Below are 18789 nucleotides of genomic sequence, written 5' to 3'. Positions count from 1 at the left end.
CAAGCGCAGCCCGGTCGCAGCGCCATCACCGCTCAGTCACCACTCAGTCACCACTCAGTCACGCAGCGCGACGCGGATGCCGATCGCGATGAACGTCGCGCCGGCGAGGCGATCGAGCCACACACCCACGCGCGGCCGACGTTTCAACCAGCCGCCGATCATCCCCGCGCACACGCCGAACAGCGAGAACACCACCACGGTCTGCAACATGAACAGCACGCCGAGTTCGAGCATCTGCACGGTCACGCTCTGCGCGCCGTTCGGCTTCACGAACTGCGGCAGGAACACGACGAAGAACAGCGTCACCTTCGGGTTCAGCAAGTTACCGAGCACGCTTTGACGAAACACGGCCGACAGCGGCTGCGGCGCGCGTTCGTGCGCGGTCGCGAGCCCCTGGCTGCGCAGCGCCTTGATGCCGATCCAGATCAGGTACGCGGCACCCGCCAGCTTGATCGCTTCGAACGCGACCGGCGACGAGCGCAGCAACGCGGCCACGCCGAGCGCGGCGAGCGTCGTGTGAAATGTGATGCCGGCCGCGAAGCCAAGCGCGGCGACGAGACCTGCCGCGCGGCCTTGCGAGATACCGCGCGCGAGCACTTGCAGATTGTCCGGGCCGGGCGCCATGGTGATGGCGATCGAGGTGGCGAGAAACAACAGGAAATTGGGCATCGACCGGCCTTGCAGAAAGGGTTCAGGGATTCGGAAAAGCGCGCCGCCCGCGCTCGATTCAATGACCGTCGAAGCGCGTCACCGTGTACAACGGCAAACCACCGTCGCGCAGCCGCTTCGAGCCGCCGAGCTCGGGCAGATCGATAATCGCCGCGCCTTCCACGACAACCGCGCCGAGCCGCTCGAGCAGTATCTTGCCGGCCATCATCGTGCCGCCGGTGGCGATCAGATCGTCGACGATCACCACGCGCTCGCCCGGCTTGCAGGCGTCTTCGTGAATCTCGACGGTGGCGCTGCCGTACTCGAGTTCGTACGACTGCGCGACCGTTCTGTACGGCAGCTTGCCCGCCTTGCGGATCGGAATGAAGCCGATGTTCAGTTCGTACGCGAGGATCGGCGCGATGATGAAACCACGTGCGTCGAGCCCGGCGATGTAATCGAGCTTCGCGTCGATATAGCGCTGCACGAACAGGTCGATCAGCACGCGCAGCGTTTTGCGTTCCTGCAGAAGCGGCGTGATGTCGCGGAACTGGACACCCGCCTGCGGCCAGTCGGGCACCGTGCGGATGTGGCTTTTGATGTAGTCGGCCGCATCGAGCGGCGCGCTCGCGAGCGCGTTGGACATGGTGTCTCCGGATGGACCTTGGCGGTCCGATGAAAAGCGAATCGCGCCGACTATCGTCGCCGACCCTGGCGCTTACGCCGCGGCGGCGCCCGCGCGGCGATGCTTCGACAAACGTTCCTCGGCGGCCGACAACTGCTCGGGCAAGCCGCGCAGCACGACGATGTCGCTCGCGCGCAGCTTGGTGGACGGATCGGGTTCGACGCCGCGAATCCCGTGCCGGCGGATCGCCGTCACTTCGACGCCCAGCTCGAACAGGCCGACCTCGGCGAGCGTGCGGCCCACCGCGTCGGCATTTTCGTCGACCGGCACCGATTGTAGCCGCACCTGTTCGTGGCCGTCGTCGTCTTCCACGTCGTCGGCGCCGTGGAAATAGCCGCGCAGCAGCGCATAGCGTTCGTCGCGCATTTCCTCGACCCGTCGCACCACGCGCCGCATCGGTACGCCCATCACCACGAGCGTGTGCGAGGCCAGCATCAGACTGCCTTCGACGATCTCCGGAATCACCTCGGTCGCGCCGGCGGCCAGCAGTTTCTCCAGATCGGCGTCGTCGACGGTGCGCACGATCACCGGCAGCGTCGGCTCCAGCTCGTGGATGTTGTGCAGCACGCGTAGCGCCGACGGCGTGTTCGCATACGTGATCGCAATCGCGGTCGCGCGGTGAATCCCGGCCGCGAGCAGCGACTCGCGCCGCCCCGCGTCGCCGAACACGACCGATTCGCCGGCCGCCGCCGCGGCCGCCACGCGATCGGGGTCGAGGTCGAGCGCGACGTACGACAGGCCTTCATGCTCCAGCATGCGCGCCAGATTCTGCCCGGCCCGGCCGTATCCGCAGATGATCACGTGGCCGCTCTGCTTCAGGCTTTGCGTGGCGATGCGCGTCATCTGCAACGACTGCATCATCCATTCGGTCGACGACAGGCGCAGCACGATCCGGTCCGCGTTCTGGATCAGGAACGGCGCGGCGAGCATGGAGAGCAGCATCGAGGCGAGAATCGCCTGCAACAAGGTGGCGTCGACGAGATGTTTGTCGAGAATCAGATTCAGCAGCACGAAGCCGAATTCGCCGGCTTGCGCGAGACCGATGCCGGTGCGCATCGCGACGCCCGGCGACGCGCCGAACAGGCGCGCGAGGCCGGTGATCATCACCGCCTTCAGCAGGATCGGCCCGACCAGGAAACCGAGCACGATGAACGGATGCTCCCAGACCACGCGTGGATTCAGCAGCATGCCGGTGGTGATGAAGAAGAGCCCGAGCAGCACGTCGCGAAACGGCTTGATGTCCTCTTCCACCTGATGCCGGTACGGCGTCTCGGCGATCAGCATGCCGGCGATAAACGCGCCGAGCGCGAGCGACAGCCCGAATTTGTCGGTGATGAACGCCGAACCGAGCGTCACCAGCAGCAGATTGAGAATGAACAGTTCCTGCGAACGACGCCGCGCGACCACGTTGAACCAGCGCGTCATGAAGCGTTGCCCGACGATCAGCAGCAGCGACAAGGCCACGACGATCTTGATCGCCGCGACGCCGAGCGCGCTCATCAGGTCTTTCGAATCGCCTCCGAACGCCGCGATCACGATCAGCAGCGGCACCACCGCCAGATCCTGGAACAGCAGCACGCCGAAGATGTTGCGGCCGTGCTCGGTTTCGATTTCAAGCCGCTCCGCCAGCATCTTGCTGACGATTGCCGTCGACGACATGGCCAGCGCGCCGCCCAGCGCGACACTTGCCTGCCACGTGATATGCACCCAGCGCTCCAGCACGAAGCCGAGCGACACCGCCACCGCGATCGTGCCGATCACCTGCAGCAGGCCGAGACCGAACACCAGCCGGCGCATGGAGCGCAGCTTGGCGAGCGAGAACTCCAGGCCGATCGAAAACATCAGGAACACCACGCCGAATTCGGCGAGGTTCTGCGCGCCCGCCGAGTCGGGCACCAGACCGAACGCGTGCGGCCCGACGACGATCCCCACCGACAGATAACCGAGCATCGGCGGAAGATTCAGAAAGCGAAAAATCACCACGCCCGCCACCGATGCCAGCAGCAGGAAAAGCGTCATTTCGAGCGGGGAAATCATCGGCAGAAACGCATCGGTGCAGCGTCCTCGTTCGTCAGCGGAACCGCGCACGCAACACGCCGTGCGACAAGGTTGAGGGGCCGTTAACGGCAGCGGTAAAAGCAGCGGCTTGGCACAGCAGGCCCGGCGCGGCGAACAGGCGCCTTTGCTATACTCCGCGAATGATAGCGAAAATCAATGTCGACCGGGCACTCGCGCTCGCTCGTGACGTGCTCGACATCGAAGCGGACGCCGTGCGCGCGCTTCGCGATCAACTCGACGATGGCTTCGTCGGGGCGGTCGATTTCATCCTGGGCTGCCGTGGGCGCGTGGTCGTTTCCGGCATCGGCAAATCCGGCCATGTGGCGCGCAAGCTCGCCGCCACGCTCGCCAGCACCGGCACGCCGGCGTTCTTCGTGCATCCGGCCGAAGCCAGCCACGGCGACCTCGGCATGGTCACGTCGGACGACGTATTTCTCGCCCTGTCGAATTCCGGTGAAACCGAAGAACTCGTGGCGATCCTGCCGCTCATCAAGCGGCTCGGCGCGAAGCTGATCGCGATGACCGGACGGCCGTCGTCGAGTCTCGCGCAACTGGCCGACGTGCACCTGAATTCCGCGGTATCGAAAGAAGCCTGCCCGATGAATCTCGCGCCCACCGCCAGCACCACCGCCGCGCTCGCGCTCGGCGACGCGCTCGCGGTCGCGGTGCTCGACGCGCGCGGCTTCGGCCGCGACGACTTCGCGCGCTCGCATCCGGGCGGCGCGCTTGGCCGCCGTCTGCTCACTTATGTACGCGACGTGATGCGCACCGGCGACCAGGTGCCGATGGTCACGCCCGACGCCACCGTGCGCGACGCGCTGTTCCAGTTGACGGCGAAGCGCATGGGCATGACGGCGATCGTCGATCGCGACGAACGCGTGGCCGGCATCTTCACGGACGGCGACCTGCGTCGCGTGCTCGAACGCGACGGCGACTTCCGCGGCCTGTCGATCGAATCGGTGATGACGGCCGGTCCGCGCACCATCGGCCCGGATCAGCTCGCGGTGGAAGCCGTGGAACTGATGGAGCGCCACCGCATCAACCAGATGCTGGTCGTCGACGAAGCGGGCAAGCTGATCGGCGCGCTCAACATGCACGACCTGTTCTCGAAGAAGGTGATCTGATGGCCATCGCCCCTGCTACCGCCACCGAACGCGCGAGCCGCGTGAAGCTGATGATTTTCGACGTCGACGGCGTGCTGACCGACGGCGGTCTGCTGTTCACGGCGGAAGGCGACACGATGAAAGGCTTCCATTCGATGGACGGCCACGGCATGAAGCTGCTGCGCCAGGCAGGCATCGACACGGCGATCATCACCGGGCGCAAGTCCGGCATCGTCGCGGTGCGGGCGAAGGAAATGAACGTCACGCACGTTTATCAGGGCGTGCAGGACAAACCGGCCGCATTCGCGGACCTGTTGCAGCAAACCGGCCTGAAGGCCGAGGAATGCGGCTACATGGGCGACGACTGGGTCGATCTCGCGGTCATGCTGAAGGTCGGCTTCGCCGCGGCGCCCGCCAACTCGCATCCGGAAGTGATCGCACGCGCCCATTGGGTCAGCGAGGCACGCGGCGGCCACGGCGCGGCGCGCGAAGTGGTCGACACGCTGCTGCGCGCGCAGCACAAATACGAAGCGCTGCTCGCGGCGGCCTGTAGCGGCGAACAGCGAGGCCTCGTCGGATGAACCAGTTTCGCCTGACTTCGCTGATCCCGCTGGTCGCCATGGCCGCGCTCGCCGGCATCACGTGGTGGTTGTTGCAAGCCACCTTGCCGCGCCAGAACGAAAACCTGATCCGCCCCAAGGAACACACGCCTGATTACTTCGCGGACAACTTCTCGGTGTCCGAACTCGACCAGTCGGGCACGACGCAATACCGCCTGACCGCGCAATCGCTGATCCATTACGAAGACGACGAACTGAGCGACCTGGTCAAGCCGGCCATGCGCGCGTTCCAGCCCGGCAAGCCGATCGTCACCGCGACCGGCGACACCGGCAAGGTGAACGACGACGCGTCGATCGTCGACCTGTACGGCAACGCCCGGATTCTGCGCGCGCCCGGCTACGGCGATCCGCAGATGCAGGCAGATTCCGAGCATTTTAGGGTGCTGGTCAACGACGATGTGATCGAGACCGAAAAGCCGGTTAAACTTCAGCGCGGCATGTCGGTGATGACTGCCAGCGGCATGAACTACAACAACGTCACCCGGGTCATGCAACTGTTCGGCAACGTGAAAGGCGCGATCGCCGCGTCCGAAGCCGGCGGCAGCGCCTCGCCGAAGCAACCCGGGTAAATCCATTCCAGGCGTCACTGCATGAACGAATCGCTCCCCCGTTTTGATACCGGCCGCTCGCGCACCCTGTCCGCGTGCCGCGCCGGACTCGCCGCGCTGCTCGTCGCGTTGCCGCTGGCCGGCTTCGCTCCACTCGCGCACGCGGACCGCGCCGACAAGGACAAGCCGCTCAACGTCGAAGCGGACAACATGACTTACGACGACCTCAAGCAGGTCAACATCTTCACCGGCCACGTGGTCGCCACCAAGGGCACGATCGTGATCAAGGCCGACCGTGTCGAAGTGACGCAGGACCCGCAGGGTTATCAGTACGCCACCGGTACATCGACGGGCGGCAATCTGTCGTACTTCCGCCAGAAACGCGAAGGTCTCGATGAATACATCGAGGGCACGGCAGTCCGTATCGACTACGACGGCAAGCAGGACCTGACCACGCTCACCACCAATGCAACCGTGAAGCGTCTGCAAGGCCTCTCGACGGTGATGGACCAGGTGCACGGCAGCGTGGTCACGTATGACGGCCAGAACGACTTCTACACCGCGAAGGCGGGCAAGGACGTCGCCGGCCCGGGCAACCCGACCGGCCGTGTGCGCGCGATGCTGTCGCCACGCAACGGCGGCGCCGCGCCGCTGAACGGCGCGTCGGCCACGCTCGCGCCGTCCACCACGATCCAGGGAGCGCCGAATCAGTGAGTACTTCCGCGTCTCTCCCCAATCGCAAGCCGGCGGGCACCAGCAGTTCGCTGGTCGTGCGCAATCTGAAGAAGCGCTACGGTTCGCGCACGGTCGTCAAGGACGTCTCGCTCGACGTGAAAAGCGGCGAAGTGGTCGGTCTGCTCGGACCAAACGGCGCCGGCAAGACGACCTCGTTCTACATGATCGTCGGCCTCGTGCCGCTGGATGCGGGCGAGATCGATCTGGACGGCAAGTCCATCAGTCTGCTGCCCATCCACAAGCGCGCGTCGCTCGGCCTGTCGTATCTGCCGCAGGAAGCGTCGGTGTTCCGCAAGCTCACCGTCGAGCAGAACATTCGCGCGGTGCTGGAGTTGCAACACGAAGACAACGGCAAGCGGCTCGACAAGGACACCATCACGAGCCGCACGGAAGCGCTGCTCGATGAGTTGCAGATTGCGCATCTGCGTGAGAATCCGGCACTGTCGCTGTCGGGCGGCGAGCGCCGGCGGGTTGAAATCGCCCGCGCGCTGGCCACCAATCCAAGCTTCATTCTGCTCGACGAACCGTTCGCCGGCGTCGACCCGATCGCGGTGCTCGAAATTCAGAAGATCGTCAAATTTCTGAAGCAGCGCAATATCGGCGTGCTGATCACCGACCACAACGTGCGCGAAACGCTCGGCATCTGCGATCACGCGTACATCATCAGCGACGGCAGCGTGCTGGCCGCCGGCGCGCCGAGCGAGATCATCGAAAACGAAAGCGTGCGGCGCGTCTATCTCGGCGAACACTTCCGCATGTAACCGCATCGCAACCCGTGCGCGGGACTGGAGCCGACGCAGCGCACGCTGGCGTCGCAGATAAAAGCTGAAGCACTGGCTCCAGTCTCATGCATAGCGGGTTGCACAAGCCCGGCAAGCCCGCGATGCGCACGCGCATGCGCCGGTTTGTTTGCGGCAACCGCACATCCACCCTCCTGCTGGGCCGTTCGCGCCCAACTCCCGTTCGAAAACCGGCGCGCGCGTAATTGCGAATGTCGCAAGGTATCGCGGTCGTGGCAAACTCTCTACAATGAATCTCAACTTGCCATGAAAGCCAGCCTCCAACTCCGCCTATCGCAGCATCTTGCGCTGACGCCACAACTGCAGCAGTCCATCCGGCTGCTTCAGCTGTCTACGCTCGAACTGCAGCAGGAAGTCGCCATGGCGATCTCGCAGAATCCGCTCCTCGAGAACGAGGACGACTGGATCGCGAGCCCGCTGCGGGTGGCGTCCGACGGCTCGCTGATCGCGCAGGCGCCGAATTCGTCCGCGCCGCCCGATCAGATGGGCGGCAACACGTCGTCCTCGTCGACGAGCAGCAACGACCGCGCGGAGAACGGCGAACCGCAAGGCGTGGACGAATACAACGGCCTCTCCGGCGACAGCAACGGTGACACGTCGCAATGGAATCTCGACGACTACGGCCGCTCCGGCAACGCATCGGACGACGACGATCTGCCGCCGCTGCAAATCCACGAATCCAGCACCTCGCTGCGCGATCACCTGATGGCGCAATTGCGCGTGACCCAGGCGGGCCAACGCGACCGGGCGCTGATCACCTTCCTGATCGAATCGCTCGACGACGACGGCTACCTCGCCGCCACGCTCGATGAAGTGCTGGCCGATCTGCCTGAAGAACTCGAAGTCGACGTCGACGAACTGAACGCGGCGCTCGCGCTGCTGCATAGCTTCGATCCGGCGGGCGTCGGCGCGCGCTCCGCGTCGGAATGTCTGAAGCTGCAATTGCTGCGGCTCGACACCTCGCCCACGCGCACGCTTGCGCTCGACATCGTGGCCCATCATCTGGAATTGCTCGCGGCGCGCGACTTCACGCGTCTGCGCAAACACCTGAAGGCCAACGACGACGATCTGCGCGACGCACACCTGCTGATCCGCTCGCTCGAACCGTTCCCCGGCGCGGCGTACGGCAAGGCCGAAGCCGACTACGTGGTGCCCGACATCATGGTGCGCAAAACGGCACAAGGGTGGCAGGCCGAACTGAATCCCGAAGTCGTGCCGAAACTGCGGATTAACCACCTGTACGCGAATATTCTGCGCAATAACCGGGGCGATCCGGGCAGTGGTTCGTTGCGTCAGCAACTGCAGGAAGCACGCTGGCTGATCAAGAATATCCAGCAACGTTTCGAAACGATCCTGCGGGTCGCGCAAGCCATTGTGGAGCGTCAAAAGAGCTATTTCGTACATGGCGAAATTGCCATGCGCCCCTTGGTTTTGAGGGAGATTGCTGATACGCTGGGCCTACACGAGTCGACTGTCTCGCGTGTGACAACCGGTAAATACATGCTGACCCCATTCGGGACGCTTGAATTTAAGTACTTCTTCGGATCACACGTTTCGACGGACACGGGCGGCGCGGCATCCTCCACAGCGATCCGCGCGCTCATCAAGCAACTGATAGGAGCGGAAAACCCGAAATCTCCTCTTTCAGACAGCCGCATAGCCGAACTGCTGGCGGAACAGGGCTTCGTGGTCGCACGGCGTACCGTCGCGAAGTATCGCGAAGCACTGAAGATTCCGGCAGTCAACCTGCGCAAGTCTCTGTAGCTCGTCGCCTCCCGCGGCGGGCATTTACCGGCCGCTCCGCAGTTGGCGGGCAAGCCGGCCGACGCGACCTGCCAGAAGTCAGTCACCGGGGGACGACTCAGGCAAGCCACAGATCGACCGGACCTACGTCATCGTGCGGACCAAGCGGCCATTAGCTTGGAGAAGCACTATGAATCTGCAGATCAGTGGACACCACCTCGAAGTAACGCCTGCGTTGCGCGAATACGTGATCACCAAACTGGATAGGGTGCTAAGACATTTCGATCAGGTCATCGACGGCAGTGTGGTCCTCTCGGTCGACAACCATAAGGAAAAGGAAAAGCGTCAAAAGGTTGAAATCAACCTGCATCTGAAGGGCAAGGACATTTTCGTCGAGAGCTGTGACAGCGACCTCTACGCTGCGATCGATCTGATGATCGACAAGCTCGACCGGCAAGTGATCCGCCATAAGGATCGTCTGCAAGGCCATGCGCATGAGGCGATCAAGTACCACCCGGCGCCGCAACTCGACGTGCCGCCGCAATAAGGAAAATTAGAAGCATCGCTTCATATTTCCTGCCCCAGCAAAACCGCCCGCCACCGGGCGGTTTTTTGTTGGGCGCCGCGGTTTGACAGCACGCGGTCCGCGCGCAAAACGCGCGATCGAACGATCGATCAAAAACCCATCGTGCATGGATGGCGCGCCGCACCATCTGTTGCTACCCTGTTCTATAATGTTCCGGTTACCATCGGGGTCGAGCTAGCTCGCACGGAAGTCGGTCGGCCGGAGTCCTGCGCTTTCGGACTTCAGCGCTTTACCGCGTCTCGCCGTGAGTATCAAACGAATGGAACGCCACTCAAACGCCTCAGCGAGGAGAATCCAGGCCACGTTTTCGCCTGTCAACATGAATCGTTTAGCCAAATTTCTTCCCCTCGAGAACGTCGTCGTCGGACTATCGGTCACCAGCAAGAAACGTGTGTTCGAGCAAGCGGGCCTGATCTTCGAGAACCAGAACGGCATCGCCCGTAGCACGGTCACTGACAATCTGTTTGCGCGCGAGCGCCTCGGATCGACGGGGCTCGGTGAAGGCGTCGCCATCCCGCACGGCCGGATCAAAGGCTTGAAGCAGCCGCTCGCCGCGTTCGTCCGTCTTGCCGAACCCATCCCTTTCGAATCGCCCGACGGCCAGCCGGTCTCGCTGCTGATCTTCCTGCTCGTGCCCGAGCAGGCCACCCAGCAGCACCTCGAAATTCTTTCGGAAATCGCCCAGTTGCTGTCCGATCGCGAGGCTCGCGAGCGTCTGCACACGGAAGAAGACCGCGAATCATTGCATCGCCTGCTCACTCAGTGGCAACCTTGATGTAGCGGCGGTTATCCGCACGCCGCTTATCCGCCTGCGCGGTGCTGATCCGCGCGCGGGTACGGTCAGGCAAGCCGGGCGGTCCGCGTTGCGGCCGCCTGTTTGCCCGGTCAGCGGTCCACACTGGAGTCACTGACTCATGGATACGTCCAGCATCAACGCCCAGAGTATTTTCGACGACAACGCCGCCATGCTGAAGCTGAGCTGGCTGACGGGGCATGAAGGCTGGGAACGCGGCTTTTCCTCGGAATCGGTCGCGAATGCCACGTCGAGCGCCGACCTCGTCGGCCACTTGAACCTGATCCACCCGAACCGGATCCAGGTGCTCGGCGAAGCCGAAATCGACTACTACAAGCGTCAGACCGACGAAGACCGCTCGCGCCACATGGCCGAGCTGATCGCGTTGGAACCGCCATTCCTGGTGGTCGCGGGCGGCGTCGCCGCGCCGCCGGAACTGGTGCTGCGCTGCACCCGCTCGTCCACGCCGCTCTTCACCACGCCGATGTCCGCCGCCGCGGTGATCGACAGCCTGCGGCTTTACATGTCGCGCATTCTCGCGCCGCGCGCCACTTTGCACGGCGTGTTTCTCGACATCCTCGGGATGGGCGTGCTGCTCACCGGCGACTCGGGCCTCGGCAAGAGCGAACTCGGGCTGGAACTGATCAGCCGCGGCCACGGCCTAGTTGCCGACGACGCCGTCGACTTCGTGCGACTCGGCCCGGACTTCGTCGAAGGGCGCTGCCCGCCGCTGCTGCAGAATCTGCTCGAAGTGCGCGGCCTCGGTCTGCTCGACATCAAGACGATCTTCGGTGAAACCGCGGTGCGTCGAAAGATGAAGCTGAAACTGATCGTGCAACTGGTCCGGCGTCCGGACGGCGAATTCCAGCGCCTGCCGCTCGAAAGCCAGACCGTCGACGTGCTCGGCCTGCCGATCAGCAAGGTGACGATTCAGGTCGCGGCCGGCCGAAACCTCGCGGTGCTGGTCGAAGCGGCCGTGCGCAACACGATCCTGCAACTGCGCGGCATCGACACGCTGCGCGATTTCATGGATCGTCAGCGCCTCGCGATGCAGGACCCCGACAGCCAGTTTCCCGGCAAGCTGATCTGAATCCGCGACGCCGCGCGACACCCCGCGGCACCGTGACGCACCCTTCGCTTTCGGCAGGCTACGGGTACGTCCACGGGGACCAGATGCTATGATGAACCGTACGGTTTTGATGATTCCATGCGCATAATCCTGATCACCGGTATATCCGGCTCCGGCAAGTCTGTTGCATTGAACGCGCTTGAAGACGCGGGCTATTACTGCGTCGACAATTTGCCGCCGCGTTTTCTGCCGCAACTCGCGTCCTATCTCGCCGAAGATGGACACGACCGCCTCGCGGTCGCGATCGACGCCCGTTCGAGCGGTTCGCTCGACGAAATGCCAGCAATGATCCGCGACCTCTCTCGCGCGCACGACGTGCGTGTCCTGTTCCTGAACGCCAGCACCCAGGCGCTGATCCAGCGCTTTTCCGAAACGCGCCGCCGCCATCCGCTGTCCGGCTCCACCGCGCACGACGCAGACGTCGGCCTGCTCACGTCGCTGGCCGAAGCGATCGAACGCGAACGCGAATTCGTCTCGGGTCTCGCGGAGTTCGGCCATCAGATCGACACCAGCAATCTGCGCGCGAACGTGTTGCGCGCGTGGGTCAAGCGCTTCATCGAGCAGGAAGAGGCGGGGCTCGTGCTGATGTTCGAGTCGTTCGGCTTCAAACGCGGCGTGCCGCTCGACGCCGATTTCGTGTTCGACGTGCGCACGCTGCCGAACCCGTACTACGATCATGAATTGCGGCCGCTGACCGGCCTCGATAAACCGGTGATGGATTTTCTCGATGCGTTGCCGGTCGTGCACGAGATGATCGACGACATCGAGAAATTTCTCGCCAAATGGCTGCCGCATTTTCGCGACGACAACCGCAGTTATCTGACTGTGGCGATTGGTTGCACGGGTGGCCAGCACCGTTCGGTGTTCATTGCGGAGACGCTTGCCGCGCGTCTCGCCGCTTCGGCGAATGTCATTGTGCGGCACCGCGATGCGCCGGTCGACGCCGGCGCATCTTCGAAGTTAGTGGCTTAACCGGCCGCATCGCGCGGCCTCAACTCGAAGCGTTGCGCCATGTCATCTACTTCTACTGTGCTTGCCGATGTGCCGCTGTTTCCGCTGCATACGGTGCTGTTTCCCGACGGACTCCTGCCGCTGAAGATCTTCGAGGCGCGCTATCTCGACATGGCGCGCGACTGTCTGCGCGAGAAGACGCCGTTCGGCGTGTGTCTCCTGAAGAGCGGCGCGGAGGTCGCGCGCGAGGAAGAGCCTTCGGTGCCCGAAGCGATCGGCTGTCTGGCCGAGATCGAAGAGTGCGACGTCGAAGCGTTCGGCATGCTGCTGATTCGCGCGCGCGGCACACGGCGTTTCCGCTTGCTGTCGCATCGGGTCGAACCCAGTGGTTTGCTGGTCGGCATGGCCGAACCGCTCGGCGACGATGTCCCGCTCGAAGGCAACGAGGTGCTCGCCAAGTTCGGCGCCTGCGCGGAGGTGCTCGAACGGATCATCGCGACCATTCGCGAGCGTGATCCCGACAGTTTGCCGTTCGCGGAACCGTTCCGGCTCGAAGATCCGTCGTGGGTCTCGAACCGGCTCGCCGAAGTGCTGCCGATCGCGTTGCGTGCGCGCCAGAAGTTGATGGAGTTGCAGGACGCCGGCGCACGTATCGATGTGGTTCATCACTACATGCAGCAGCATCAACTGCTGTAAGAACTCGGCGCGAGTGGGTTCGCGCCGGCGTCTTTCACACGCCTGTCTCAAGCGGCTCCGCTCAGGCGCATCGTCCCGAACGCTTCGCCTGAAGACGCATCGGCATCGATCAGAGCAACGAGCCCTGCAAACTGTCCAGCAGTTTGCGCACCGGCGCCGGCACACCGAACGAATCCAGATCGCTCAGCGACACCCACGCGGTGTCCGCGTCGCCCAACGCGGCGAGCACGCCCACGCCATGCCCCAGCTCCGCGAGCCGCGGCTCGATATCCAGCTTGAAATGCGTGAATACATGCGTGAGCGGCGCCAGCGGCGACACCGTGCCGGCGCTGCCGAACGCGCGAGCACGCTCGGCGAGCGCGGCTTCGTCGGCGGCTTCGGGCAGACTCCACAGACCGCCCCAGATGCCCGACGGCGGCCGCTTCTCCAGCATCACCGCGTTGCCGTCGCGCAGCACCAGCATCCAGGTGCGGCGTGTCGGCACGGTCTTCTTCGGGCGTGCGGCCGGCAATTCGCGCTGACGTCCCGTTACGTTCGCCACGCAGTCGATCGCGAACGGGCAGCGCAGGCAATCCGGTTTGCCGCGCACGCACAAGGTCGCGCCGAGATCCATCAAGCCTTGCGTGTACGCACTGACTTCGGCGTCCGATGCATTCACCGGCAGCAGCGATTCCGCCAACGTCCACATCGCGTTTTCGACTTTCTTCTCGCCGGTGAAACCTTCGACGCCGAAGACCCGCGCCAGCACGCGCTTCACGTTGCCGTCGAGAATCGTCGCGCGCGCGCCGAATGCGAACGACGCAATGGCCGCCGCCGTCGAGCGGCCGATACCCGGCAGATCCGCCAGTTCCTCCACCGTCCTCGGAAACGCGCCGCCATGCCGCTCGACGACCGTCTGCGCGCAGCGATGCAGATTGCGCGCGCGCGTGTAGTAGCCGAGACCGGCCCACAGCGCCATCACGTCATCGACCGGCGCGGCGGCGAGCGCGGCGACATCCGGGAAACGCGCGAGAAACTTCGCGTAATACGGAATCACCGTCGACACCTGCGTCTGCTGAAGCATGATTTCCGACAGCCAGATGCGATACGGGTCGCGCGTGTTTTGCCACGGCAGATCGTGCCGGCCATGCCGACGCTGCCACGCGATCAGCCGCGTCGAAAAATCGGGCATGGCGGGAAATGCGGAGGCGCCGGATTGAGCAGACGGCGCCGAGCGCGGAGTAAGTCGAGAAGGCATGAAGGACGAAGACGCTTTTAAAGCGCTGATAAAAATTGACGCTGGTTAGCGCTGGCTTTCGCTGGCTTCCACTAGCTATCGCTGGCAGGTGGGACAGAAGTACGTGGAGCGCTGCCCCTGCACGATCTGTTTGATCGGCGTTCCACACACGCGGCACGGCAGGCCCGCGCGGTCGTAGACAAAATAGTCGAGCTGAAAATACCCGCTCTCGCCGTTACTGCCGACGAAATCGCGCAATGTGCTGCCGCCCTTCTCGATCGCGGCGGCCAACGTGACACGCACCGCGTCGGCGAGCAGATCGTAGCGCACCAGCGAAACGCGGCCCGCCGCGGTGGTGGGCCGGATGCCGGCGCGAAACAGACTCTCCGACGCGTAGATATTGCCGACACCCACGACGATTTCACCTGCCAGCAGCGCCTGTTTCACCGACACCTTGCGTCCACGCGTGAGACGATGCATCAACGCGCCGGAAAACGCCGGCGAAAACGGCTCGACGCCAAGCCCGGCGAGCAGCGGATGTTCCAGCACATCGCCGGCTTCGCGCGCATGCCAGAGCACCGCGCCGAAGCGCCGTGGGTCTCGGTAGCGCAGAATGAATTCGTCGAAAATCCAGTCGATGTGGTCGTGTTTCGCCGCGGCCGGCGGATGCGGCACGTGGCGCAGCACCCGCAGCGTCCCGGTCATGCCAAGATGCACGATGAACCACCCCGCATCGATTTCGAACAGCAGATACTTGCCGCGCCGCTCGACTTTACGCACCACGTGGCCGCGCAAGGTTTTCGCAAGCTCGGCCGGAATCGGCCAGCGCAAGGCGGGCGTGCGTACGTCGACGCGCTCAACCTTGCGGCCGGCCACATACGGTTCGATTCCCCGTCGGGTAACCTCAACTTCTGGCAACTCTGGCATGTCTAACTGGTCTGCAACTTGCGTGAGTGGTTGTGCGCGTATTGTAGCGAGCGCGTTACAATCGTCCGAAACATTGAACGGATTTCCATGAACTTGTCCTTCGTGAAGCTGTTTTCGAAGCGCCCGGCTAGCGCATCCCGCGTGCCGCAGGTCGTGTCCGCCCGCCGGATGCTGGGTGCCGCCGCGCTCGCCGTCTGGGCGCTGGCCGCCGTGCCCGCGCACGCGCAGGACCCTTCGCCGGATTCGGACGACACCTCGGTCACGCTGCCCGATCCGCTCGGGCCCGCCACGGCGGAAGACCAGAAGGCGCTGCCGAACGTGCCGCTGACGAGTCAGATCGTATTCCAGGTGCTCGCCGCCGAAGTCGCGTTGCAACGCGACCAGCCGGCGCCCGCCTATCAAACTTACCTCGCGCTCGCACGCGATACGCACGATCCGCGCATGGCGCAGCGCGCCACGGAAATCGCGCTGGCTGCGCAGAGCCCATCGGACGCACTCGCCGCCGCGCAGTTGTGGCAGCAGTATGCACCGGCTTCGGAGCGCGCCGCGCAACTGGACGCGTCATTGCTCGTGTTGTCCGGCAAGCCTGACGACGCGGAACCGATCCTCGCCCGCGAACTCGCGAAAGTGTCCGGCGACAATCGCGGCAGCGCGATTCTGGCGCTGCAATTGCTGCTGTCGCGCGGGCCGAACCGCGTCGGTGGCCTGCACGTGCTGCAGGATCTGCTGAAGAACGACATGAACCGTCCGGAAGCGCAACTGGCCATCGCGCGCCAGCAGCTTCAGGCGGACGACGCACCGGGCGCGCGCAAGTCGCTCGAACAGGCGCTCGCGCTGAAGCCCGACTACCTGCCGGCCGCGTTGATGCTGTCGCAGATGGGTCCGGAAGAGCGCAAGGAAGGCATTGCGTCGCTCGAAAAATACGTGCAGCAAAATCCGAAGTCGCATGACGCGCGGCTCGCGCTCGCGCAGATGTACCTGGCGAGCGACCGGCTGGACGACGCGCAGAAGCAGTTCGAGATCATGCACAAGAACGACGCGAAAGACCTGACGCCGCTCATGGCGCTCGCGTTGATCAAGATCCAGCAGAAGCATTTCGACGACGCGCAGTCGTATCTGACGCAGTACGCGCAGCAGGCCGAGAAAACGCCGGGCGCCGATCCGGGTCAGGCGTATATCTATCTCGCGCAACTGTCGCTCGAACAGAAGAACGACGCCGCCGCTGGCGACTGGCTCAACAAGATCTCGCCGCAAAGCCAGCAGTACGTGCCGGCACAGATCACGCGCGCCCAGTTGCTCGCCAAGCAGGGCAAGACCGACGACGCGCGCAAGCTGCTCGCCGGCCTGCCGGCGCCCGATCCGCGCGACCAGGCGCTGATCGCGCGCACGGATGCGGCGATCCTGTTCGACGCGAAGCGCTATCCGGAGGCGGAAGCGCGTCTGCAGCAAGCCACCGCGAACTTCCCCGACGACCCCGACCTCACGTACGACTACGCGATGGCGGCCGAGAAGAACGGTCACTACGATCTGATGGAAGCGCAGTTGCGCAAGCTGATCCAGACGCAGCCGGACAATCCGCAGGCTTATAACGCGCTCGGCTATTCGCTGGCCGACCGCGGGCAGCGTCTCGCGGAAGCGGACAAGCTGGTCGAGAAGGCATCCGCTTTGGCGCCTAACGACGCGTTCATCATGGACAGCGTCGGCTGGGTCAAATACCGGATGGGCGATACGTCGGACGCGATCAAGCTGCTGCGCAAAGCCTACGATATCCAGCCGAACGCCGAAATCGGCGCGCATCTCGGCGAGGTGTTGTGGAAAACCGGCGCGCAGGATCAGGCGCGCGCGGCGTTCCGCGACGCGCGCAAGCTCGAACCGGACAACGACACGCTGGTCAAAACGCTCCAACGTCTTCAGGTGAACGATCTTTGATGCGTCTTTTTCGTCTGCTTTCCCTTCCCCGGGCGCCGCGCGGCGCGGTGCTCGGCTTCGCGGCCGCCGCCGCGGTCGCGTTATCCGGTTGCGCATCGGTCAAGCCGCAGGGGCCGTCCACGTCGAATGCCGCGACATCGGTGACCGCGCAGACCAGCCGGTCCTATCAGGGTCGTTTCGCGATTCAGTACAACGACCAGAACGGTCAGCAACGCAACGCGTACGGCAACTTCACCTGGCAGGAAACCGGTGACACGGTGACGCTGCAATTGCGCAATCCGCTCGGGCAGACGCTCGCGGTGGTGACATCGTCGCCGGCCTCGGCCACGCTCGAATTGCCGAACCGCCAGCCGCTCACCGCGGATAACGTCTCCACGCTGATGCAGAATGCGCTGGGCTTCGCGTTGCCGGTCGAGGGTTTGCGCTACTGGCTGCAGCCGTCGCCGGCGCCGACGTCGCGCGCTAAGACCGAGAAGGATCCGGATCAGCCCTCGCGCCTGAAGCAGATCACCCAGGACGGCTGGACGATAGACTACGTCGCTTACGCCGACGCGCCGGCCACCGGTGTCAAACGTCTGAATCTGAGCCGTTCGGAACCGCCGCTCGAAATCAAGCTCGTGCTGGACCAGTAAAGTCTCTTACCCCGGGCCGCGCCTCGTCTATCGACGTCGCGCGGCCTTGTCGCTTCTACCGCGCCGTTTCGGCGCACGCAGCCTCGACTCACTCATGATTGAAACGCCCGACTCGCTGCGCGACTGCCTCGCGCCCGCGAAACTCAACCTCTTCCTGCACATCACGGGCCGCCGGCCGGATGGCTATCACACGCTGCAGACGGTGTTTCAACTGCTCGACTGGGGCGACACGCTGCACTTCCAGCGCCGCGACGACGGGCTCATCACCCGCAGCACCGACATCGCCAATGTGCCGGCCGAGCACGATCTCACGGTGCGCGCCGCCACGCTGCTGAAAACGCACACGGGTTCGTCCGAGGGCGTCGACATCGCGATCGACAAGCGTCTACCGATGGGCGGCGGTCTCGGCGGCGGCAGCTCCGACGCGGCGACCACGCTGCTCGCGTTGAACCGCCTGTGGAAGCTGAATGTGCCGCGCCTCGAATTGCAGCACCTGGCGCTCAAACTCGGCGCCGACGTGCCGTTTTTCGTCTTCGGAAAAAATGCGTTCGCAGAGGGTGTCGGAGAGGCATTAGACGTTGTACAATTGCCGCCGCGTCATTTCCTGGTAGTGACGCCGAGGGTGCAGGTTCCGACTGCAGCGATTTTTTCCGAAAAAGCGTTGACAAGAGATTCGAAACCCCTCATAATTACGGACTTTCCTGCAGAACTTAGCTGCAACACTGAATGGCCGGAAAGTTTTGGCCGTAATGACATGCAGCCGGTTGTCGTAGGAAAGTACGCGGAAGTAGCGCAAGTGTTGCGATGGTTTGAAAACGTCGCGCCAGCGCGGATGTCGGGTTCAGGTGCAAGTGTCTTTGCAGCGTTCCGTAGTAGAGTTGAAGCAGAAGCGGCACAAGCCAAACTGCCCAGCGAATGGAACAGCGCAGTGGCCGCCGGACTCGAAGAGCATCCACTCTTTACTTTCGCGTCATAAGTTTTGCATCGTCG

19 protein-coding genes are annotated in these 18789 nt (G+C 64.0%); 14 read left to right on the top strand and 5 right to left on the bottom strand.

The window, feature by feature from the left end; translation table 11 throughout:
- Positions 1-54 precede the first annotated feature (54 nt).
- From LFL96_RS02155 to LFL96_RS02145, 3 genes are all read right to left on the bottom strand, one after another.
- The gene (locus LFL96_RS02155) at positions 55-669 is read right to left on the bottom strand and encodes a LysE family translocator (RefSeq protein ID WP_280997528.1); all 615 of its coding nucleotides are present in this window, start codon (positions 667-669) and stop codon (positions 55-57) included.
- Between the two features lie 58 nt (positions 670-727).
- Entirely contained in the window at positions 728-1294 is a 567-nt protein-coding gene (locus LFL96_RS02150) for an adenine phosphoribosyltransferase (protein ID WP_280997526.1), read from the bottom strand.
- Between the two features lie 72 nt (positions 1295-1366).
- The gene (locus tag LFL96_RS02145; RefSeq protein ID WP_281000876.1) at positions 1367-3370 is read right to left on the bottom strand and encodes a cation:proton antiporter; all 2004 of its coding nucleotides are present in this window, start codon (positions 3368-3370) and stop codon (positions 1367-1369) included.
- A 161-nt stretch (positions 3371-3531) separates the two neighbouring features.
- Here LFL96_RS02145 and kdsD point away from each other — a divergent pair, with 161 nt between their 5' ends.
- From kdsD to LFL96_RS02090, 11 genes are all read left to right on the top strand, one after another.
- On the top strand, positions 3532-4515 hold the full coding sequence (gene kdsD, locus LFL96_RS02140) for an arabinose 5-phosphate isomerase KdsD (RefSeq protein WP_280997524.1): 984 nt from the start codon (positions 3532-3534) through the stop codon (positions 4513-4515).
- Positions 4515-5075: an HAD family hydrolase gene (locus tag LFL96_RS02135; RefSeq protein ID WP_280997522.1), complete on the top strand. Its 561-nt coding sequence runs from the start codon at positions 4515-4517 to the stop codon at positions 5073-5075. The genes kdsD and LFL96_RS02135 overlap by 1 nt, the downstream gene beginning before the upstream one ends.
- The gene (gene lptC, locus LFL96_RS02130; protein WP_280997521.1) at positions 5072-5683 is read left to right on the top strand and encodes an LPS export ABC transporter periplasmic protein LptC; all 612 of its coding nucleotides are present in this window, start codon (positions 5072-5074) and stop codon (positions 5681-5683) included. The genes LFL96_RS02135 and lptC overlap by 4 nt, the downstream gene beginning before the upstream one ends.
- Positions 5684-5704: 21 nt before the next feature.
- Positions 5705-6376 (top strand): lipopolysaccharide transport periplasmic protein LptA, encoded by a 672-nt coding sequence (gene lptA, locus LFL96_RS02125; protein ID WP_280997519.1) that lies wholly within the window; start codon positions 5705-5707, stop codon positions 6374-6376.
- On the top strand, positions 6373-7158 hold the full coding sequence (gene lptB, locus LFL96_RS02120; protein ID WP_280997517.1) for an LPS export ABC transporter ATP-binding protein: 786 nt from the start codon (positions 6373-6375) through the stop codon (positions 7156-7158). The genes lptA and lptB overlap by 4 nt, the downstream gene beginning before the upstream one ends.
- A 285-nt stretch (positions 7159-7443) precedes the next feature.
- A complete protein-coding gene (locus LFL96_RS02115) occupies positions 7444-8961 on the top strand; it encodes an RNA polymerase factor sigma-54 (RefSeq protein ID WP_280997516.1) in 1518 nt (505 codons plus the stop codon).
- A 169-nt stretch (positions 8962-9130) separates the two neighbouring features.
- Positions 9131-9487, top strand: a complete 357-nt coding sequence (raiA, locus tag LFL96_RS02110) for a ribosome-associated translation inhibitor RaiA (protein WP_280997515.1) — start codon at positions 9131-9133, stop codon at positions 9485-9487.
- Between the two features lie 298 nt (positions 9488-9785).
- Positions 9786-10301, top strand: a complete 516-nt coding sequence (locus LFL96_RS02105; protein WP_281000874.1) for a PTS sugar transporter subunit IIA — start codon at positions 9786-9788, stop codon at positions 10299-10301.
- 139 nt (positions 10302-10440) lie between these two features.
- The gene (gene hprK, locus LFL96_RS02100) at positions 10441-11409 is read left to right on the top strand and encodes an HPr(Ser) kinase/phosphatase (RefSeq protein WP_064266564.1); all 969 of its coding nucleotides are present in this window, start codon (positions 10441-10443) and stop codon (positions 11407-11409) included.
- A 117-nt stretch (positions 11410-11526) separates the two neighbouring features.
- The gene (rapZ, locus tag LFL96_RS02095) at positions 11527-12420 is read left to right on the top strand and encodes an RNase adapter RapZ (RefSeq protein WP_280997513.1); all 894 of its coding nucleotides are present in this window, start codon (positions 11527-11529) and stop codon (positions 12418-12420) included.
- A 39-nt stretch (positions 12421-12459) separates the two neighbouring features.
- Entirely contained in the window at positions 12460-13095 is a 636-nt protein-coding gene (locus tag LFL96_RS02090; RefSeq protein ID WP_280997511.1) for an LON peptidase substrate-binding domain-containing protein, read from the top strand.
- Positions 13096-13204: 109 nt separating this feature from the next.
- On the opposite strand, the gene mutY is transcribed toward LFL96_RS02090, so the two are convergent.
- Both mutY and mutM read right to left on the bottom strand, forming a co-directional pair.
- Positions 13205-14332: an A/G-specific adenine glycosylase gene (gene mutY, locus LFL96_RS02085; RefSeq protein ID WP_280997508.1), complete on the bottom strand. Its 1128-nt coding sequence runs from the start codon at positions 14330-14332 to the stop codon at positions 13205-13207.
- Positions 14333-14407: 75 nt separating this feature from the next.
- Positions 14408-15238, bottom strand: a complete 831-nt coding sequence (gene mutM / locus LFL96_RS02080; RefSeq protein ID WP_280997506.1) for a bifunctional DNA-formamidopyrimidine glycosylase/DNA-(apurinic or apyrimidinic site) lyase — start codon at positions 15236-15238, stop codon at positions 14408-14410.
- Between the two features lie 87 nt (positions 15239-15325).
- Between mutM and LFL96_RS02075 the strand changes: the two genes are divergently transcribed.
- The 3 genes from LFL96_RS02075 (at position 15326) to ispE (ending at position 18775) form a co-directional block, all read left to right on the top strand.
- Positions 15326-17167, top strand: coding sequence for a tetratricopeptide repeat protein (locus tag LFL96_RS02075; protein WP_280997504.1), 1842 nt, complete (start codon positions 15326-15328; stop codon positions 17165-17167).
- On the top strand, positions 17167-17799 hold the full coding sequence (gene lolB, locus LFL96_RS02070; protein WP_280997502.1) for a lipoprotein insertase outer membrane protein LolB: 633 nt from the start codon (positions 17167-17169) through the stop codon (positions 17797-17799). The genes LFL96_RS02075 and lolB overlap by 1 nt, the downstream gene beginning before the upstream one ends.
- 94 nt (positions 17800-17893) lie before the next feature.
- Positions 17894-18775 (top strand): 4-(cytidine 5'-diphospho)-2-C-methyl-D-erythritol kinase, encoded by an 882-nt coding sequence (gene ispE / locus LFL96_RS02065; RefSeq protein ID WP_280997500.1) that lies wholly within the window; start codon positions 17894-17896, stop codon positions 18773-18775.
- The last annotated feature ends 14 nt before the right edge of the window (positions 18776-18789 follow it).

This window comes from Paraburkholderia sp. D15 (assembly GCF_029910215.1).
Lineage (GTDB): Bacteria > Pseudomonadota > Gammaproteobacteria > Burkholderiales > Burkholderiaceae > Paraburkholderia.
Note: the sequence above shows the minus strand (reverse complement) of the source record. Positions and strands in the feature narration are given on the sequence as shown.

What these genes read in the sequence shown, in the direction of transcription:
- LFL96_RS02155 (WP_280997528.1), bottom strand. Translation starts at nt 669, where the DNA reads ATGCCCAATTTCCTGTTGTTTCTCGCCACCTCGATCGCCATCACCATG.
- LFL96_RS02150 (WP_280997526.1), bottom strand. Translation starts at nt 1,294, where the DNA reads ATGTCCAACGCGCTCGCGAGCGCGCCGCTCGATGCGGCCGACTACATC.
- lptC (WP_280997521.1), top strand. Translation starts at nt 5,072, where the DNA reads ATGAACCAGTTTCGCCTGACTTCGCTGATCCCGCTGGTCGCCATGGCC.
- LFL96_RS02105 (WP_281000874.1), top strand. Translation starts at nt 9,786, where the DNA reads ATGGAACGCCACTCAAACGCCTCAGCGAGGAGAATCCAGGCCACGTTT.
- lolB (WP_280997502.1), top strand. Translation starts at nt 17,167, where the DNA reads ATGCGTCTTTTTCGTCTGCTTTCCCTTCCCCGGGCGCCGCGCGGCGCG.
- LFL96_RS02090 (WP_280997511.1), top strand. Translation starts at nt 12,460, where the DNA reads ATGTCATCTACTTCTACTGTGCTTGCCGATGTGCCGCTGTTTCCGCTG.
- LFL96_RS02145 (WP_281000876.1), bottom strand. Translation starts at nt 3,370, where the DNA reads ATGATTTCCCCGCTCGAAATGACGCTTTTCCTGCTGCTGGCATCGGTG.
- raiA (WP_280997515.1), top strand. Translation starts at nt 9,131, where the DNA reads ATGAATCTGCAGATCAGTGGACACCACCTCGAAGTAACGCCTGCGTTG.
- kdsD (WP_280997524.1), top strand. Translation starts at nt 3,532, where the DNA reads ATGATAGCGAAAATCAATGTCGACCGGGCACTCGCGCTCGCTCGTGAC.
- ispE (WP_280997500.1), top strand. Translation starts at nt 17,894, where the DNA reads ATGATTGAAACGCCCGACTCGCTGCGCGACTGCCTCGCGCCCGCGAAA.
- mutM (WP_280997506.1), bottom strand. Translation starts at nt 15,238, where the DNA reads ATGCCAGAGTTGCCAGAAGTTGAGGTTACCCGACGGGGAATCGAACCG.
- LFL96_RS02075 (WP_280997504.1), top strand. Translation starts at nt 15,326, where the DNA reads ATGAACTTGTCCTTCGTGAAGCTGTTTTCGAAGCGCCCGGCTAGCGCA.
- lptA (WP_280997519.1), top strand. Translation starts at nt 5,705, where the DNA reads ATGAACGAATCGCTCCCCCGTTTTGATACCGGCCGCTCGCGCACCCTG.
- LFL96_RS02115 (WP_280997516.1), top strand. Translation starts at nt 7,444, where the DNA reads ATGAAAGCCAGCCTCCAACTCCGCCTATCGCAGCATCTTGCGCTGACG.
- hprK (WP_064266564.1), top strand. Translation starts at nt 10,441, where the DNA reads ATGGATACGTCCAGCATCAACGCCCAGAGTATTTTCGACGACAACGCC.
- LFL96_RS02135 (WP_280997522.1), top strand. Translation starts at nt 4,515, where the DNA reads ATGGCCATCGCCCCTGCTACCGCCACCGAACGCGCGAGCCGCGTGAAG.
- mutY (WP_280997508.1), bottom strand. Translation starts at nt 14,332, where the DNA reads ATGCCTTCTCGACTTACTCCGCGCTCGGCGCCGTCTGCTCAATCCGGC.
- rapZ (WP_280997513.1), top strand. Translation starts at nt 11,527, where the DNA reads ATGCGCATAATCCTGATCACCGGTATATCCGGCTCCGGCAAGTCTGTT.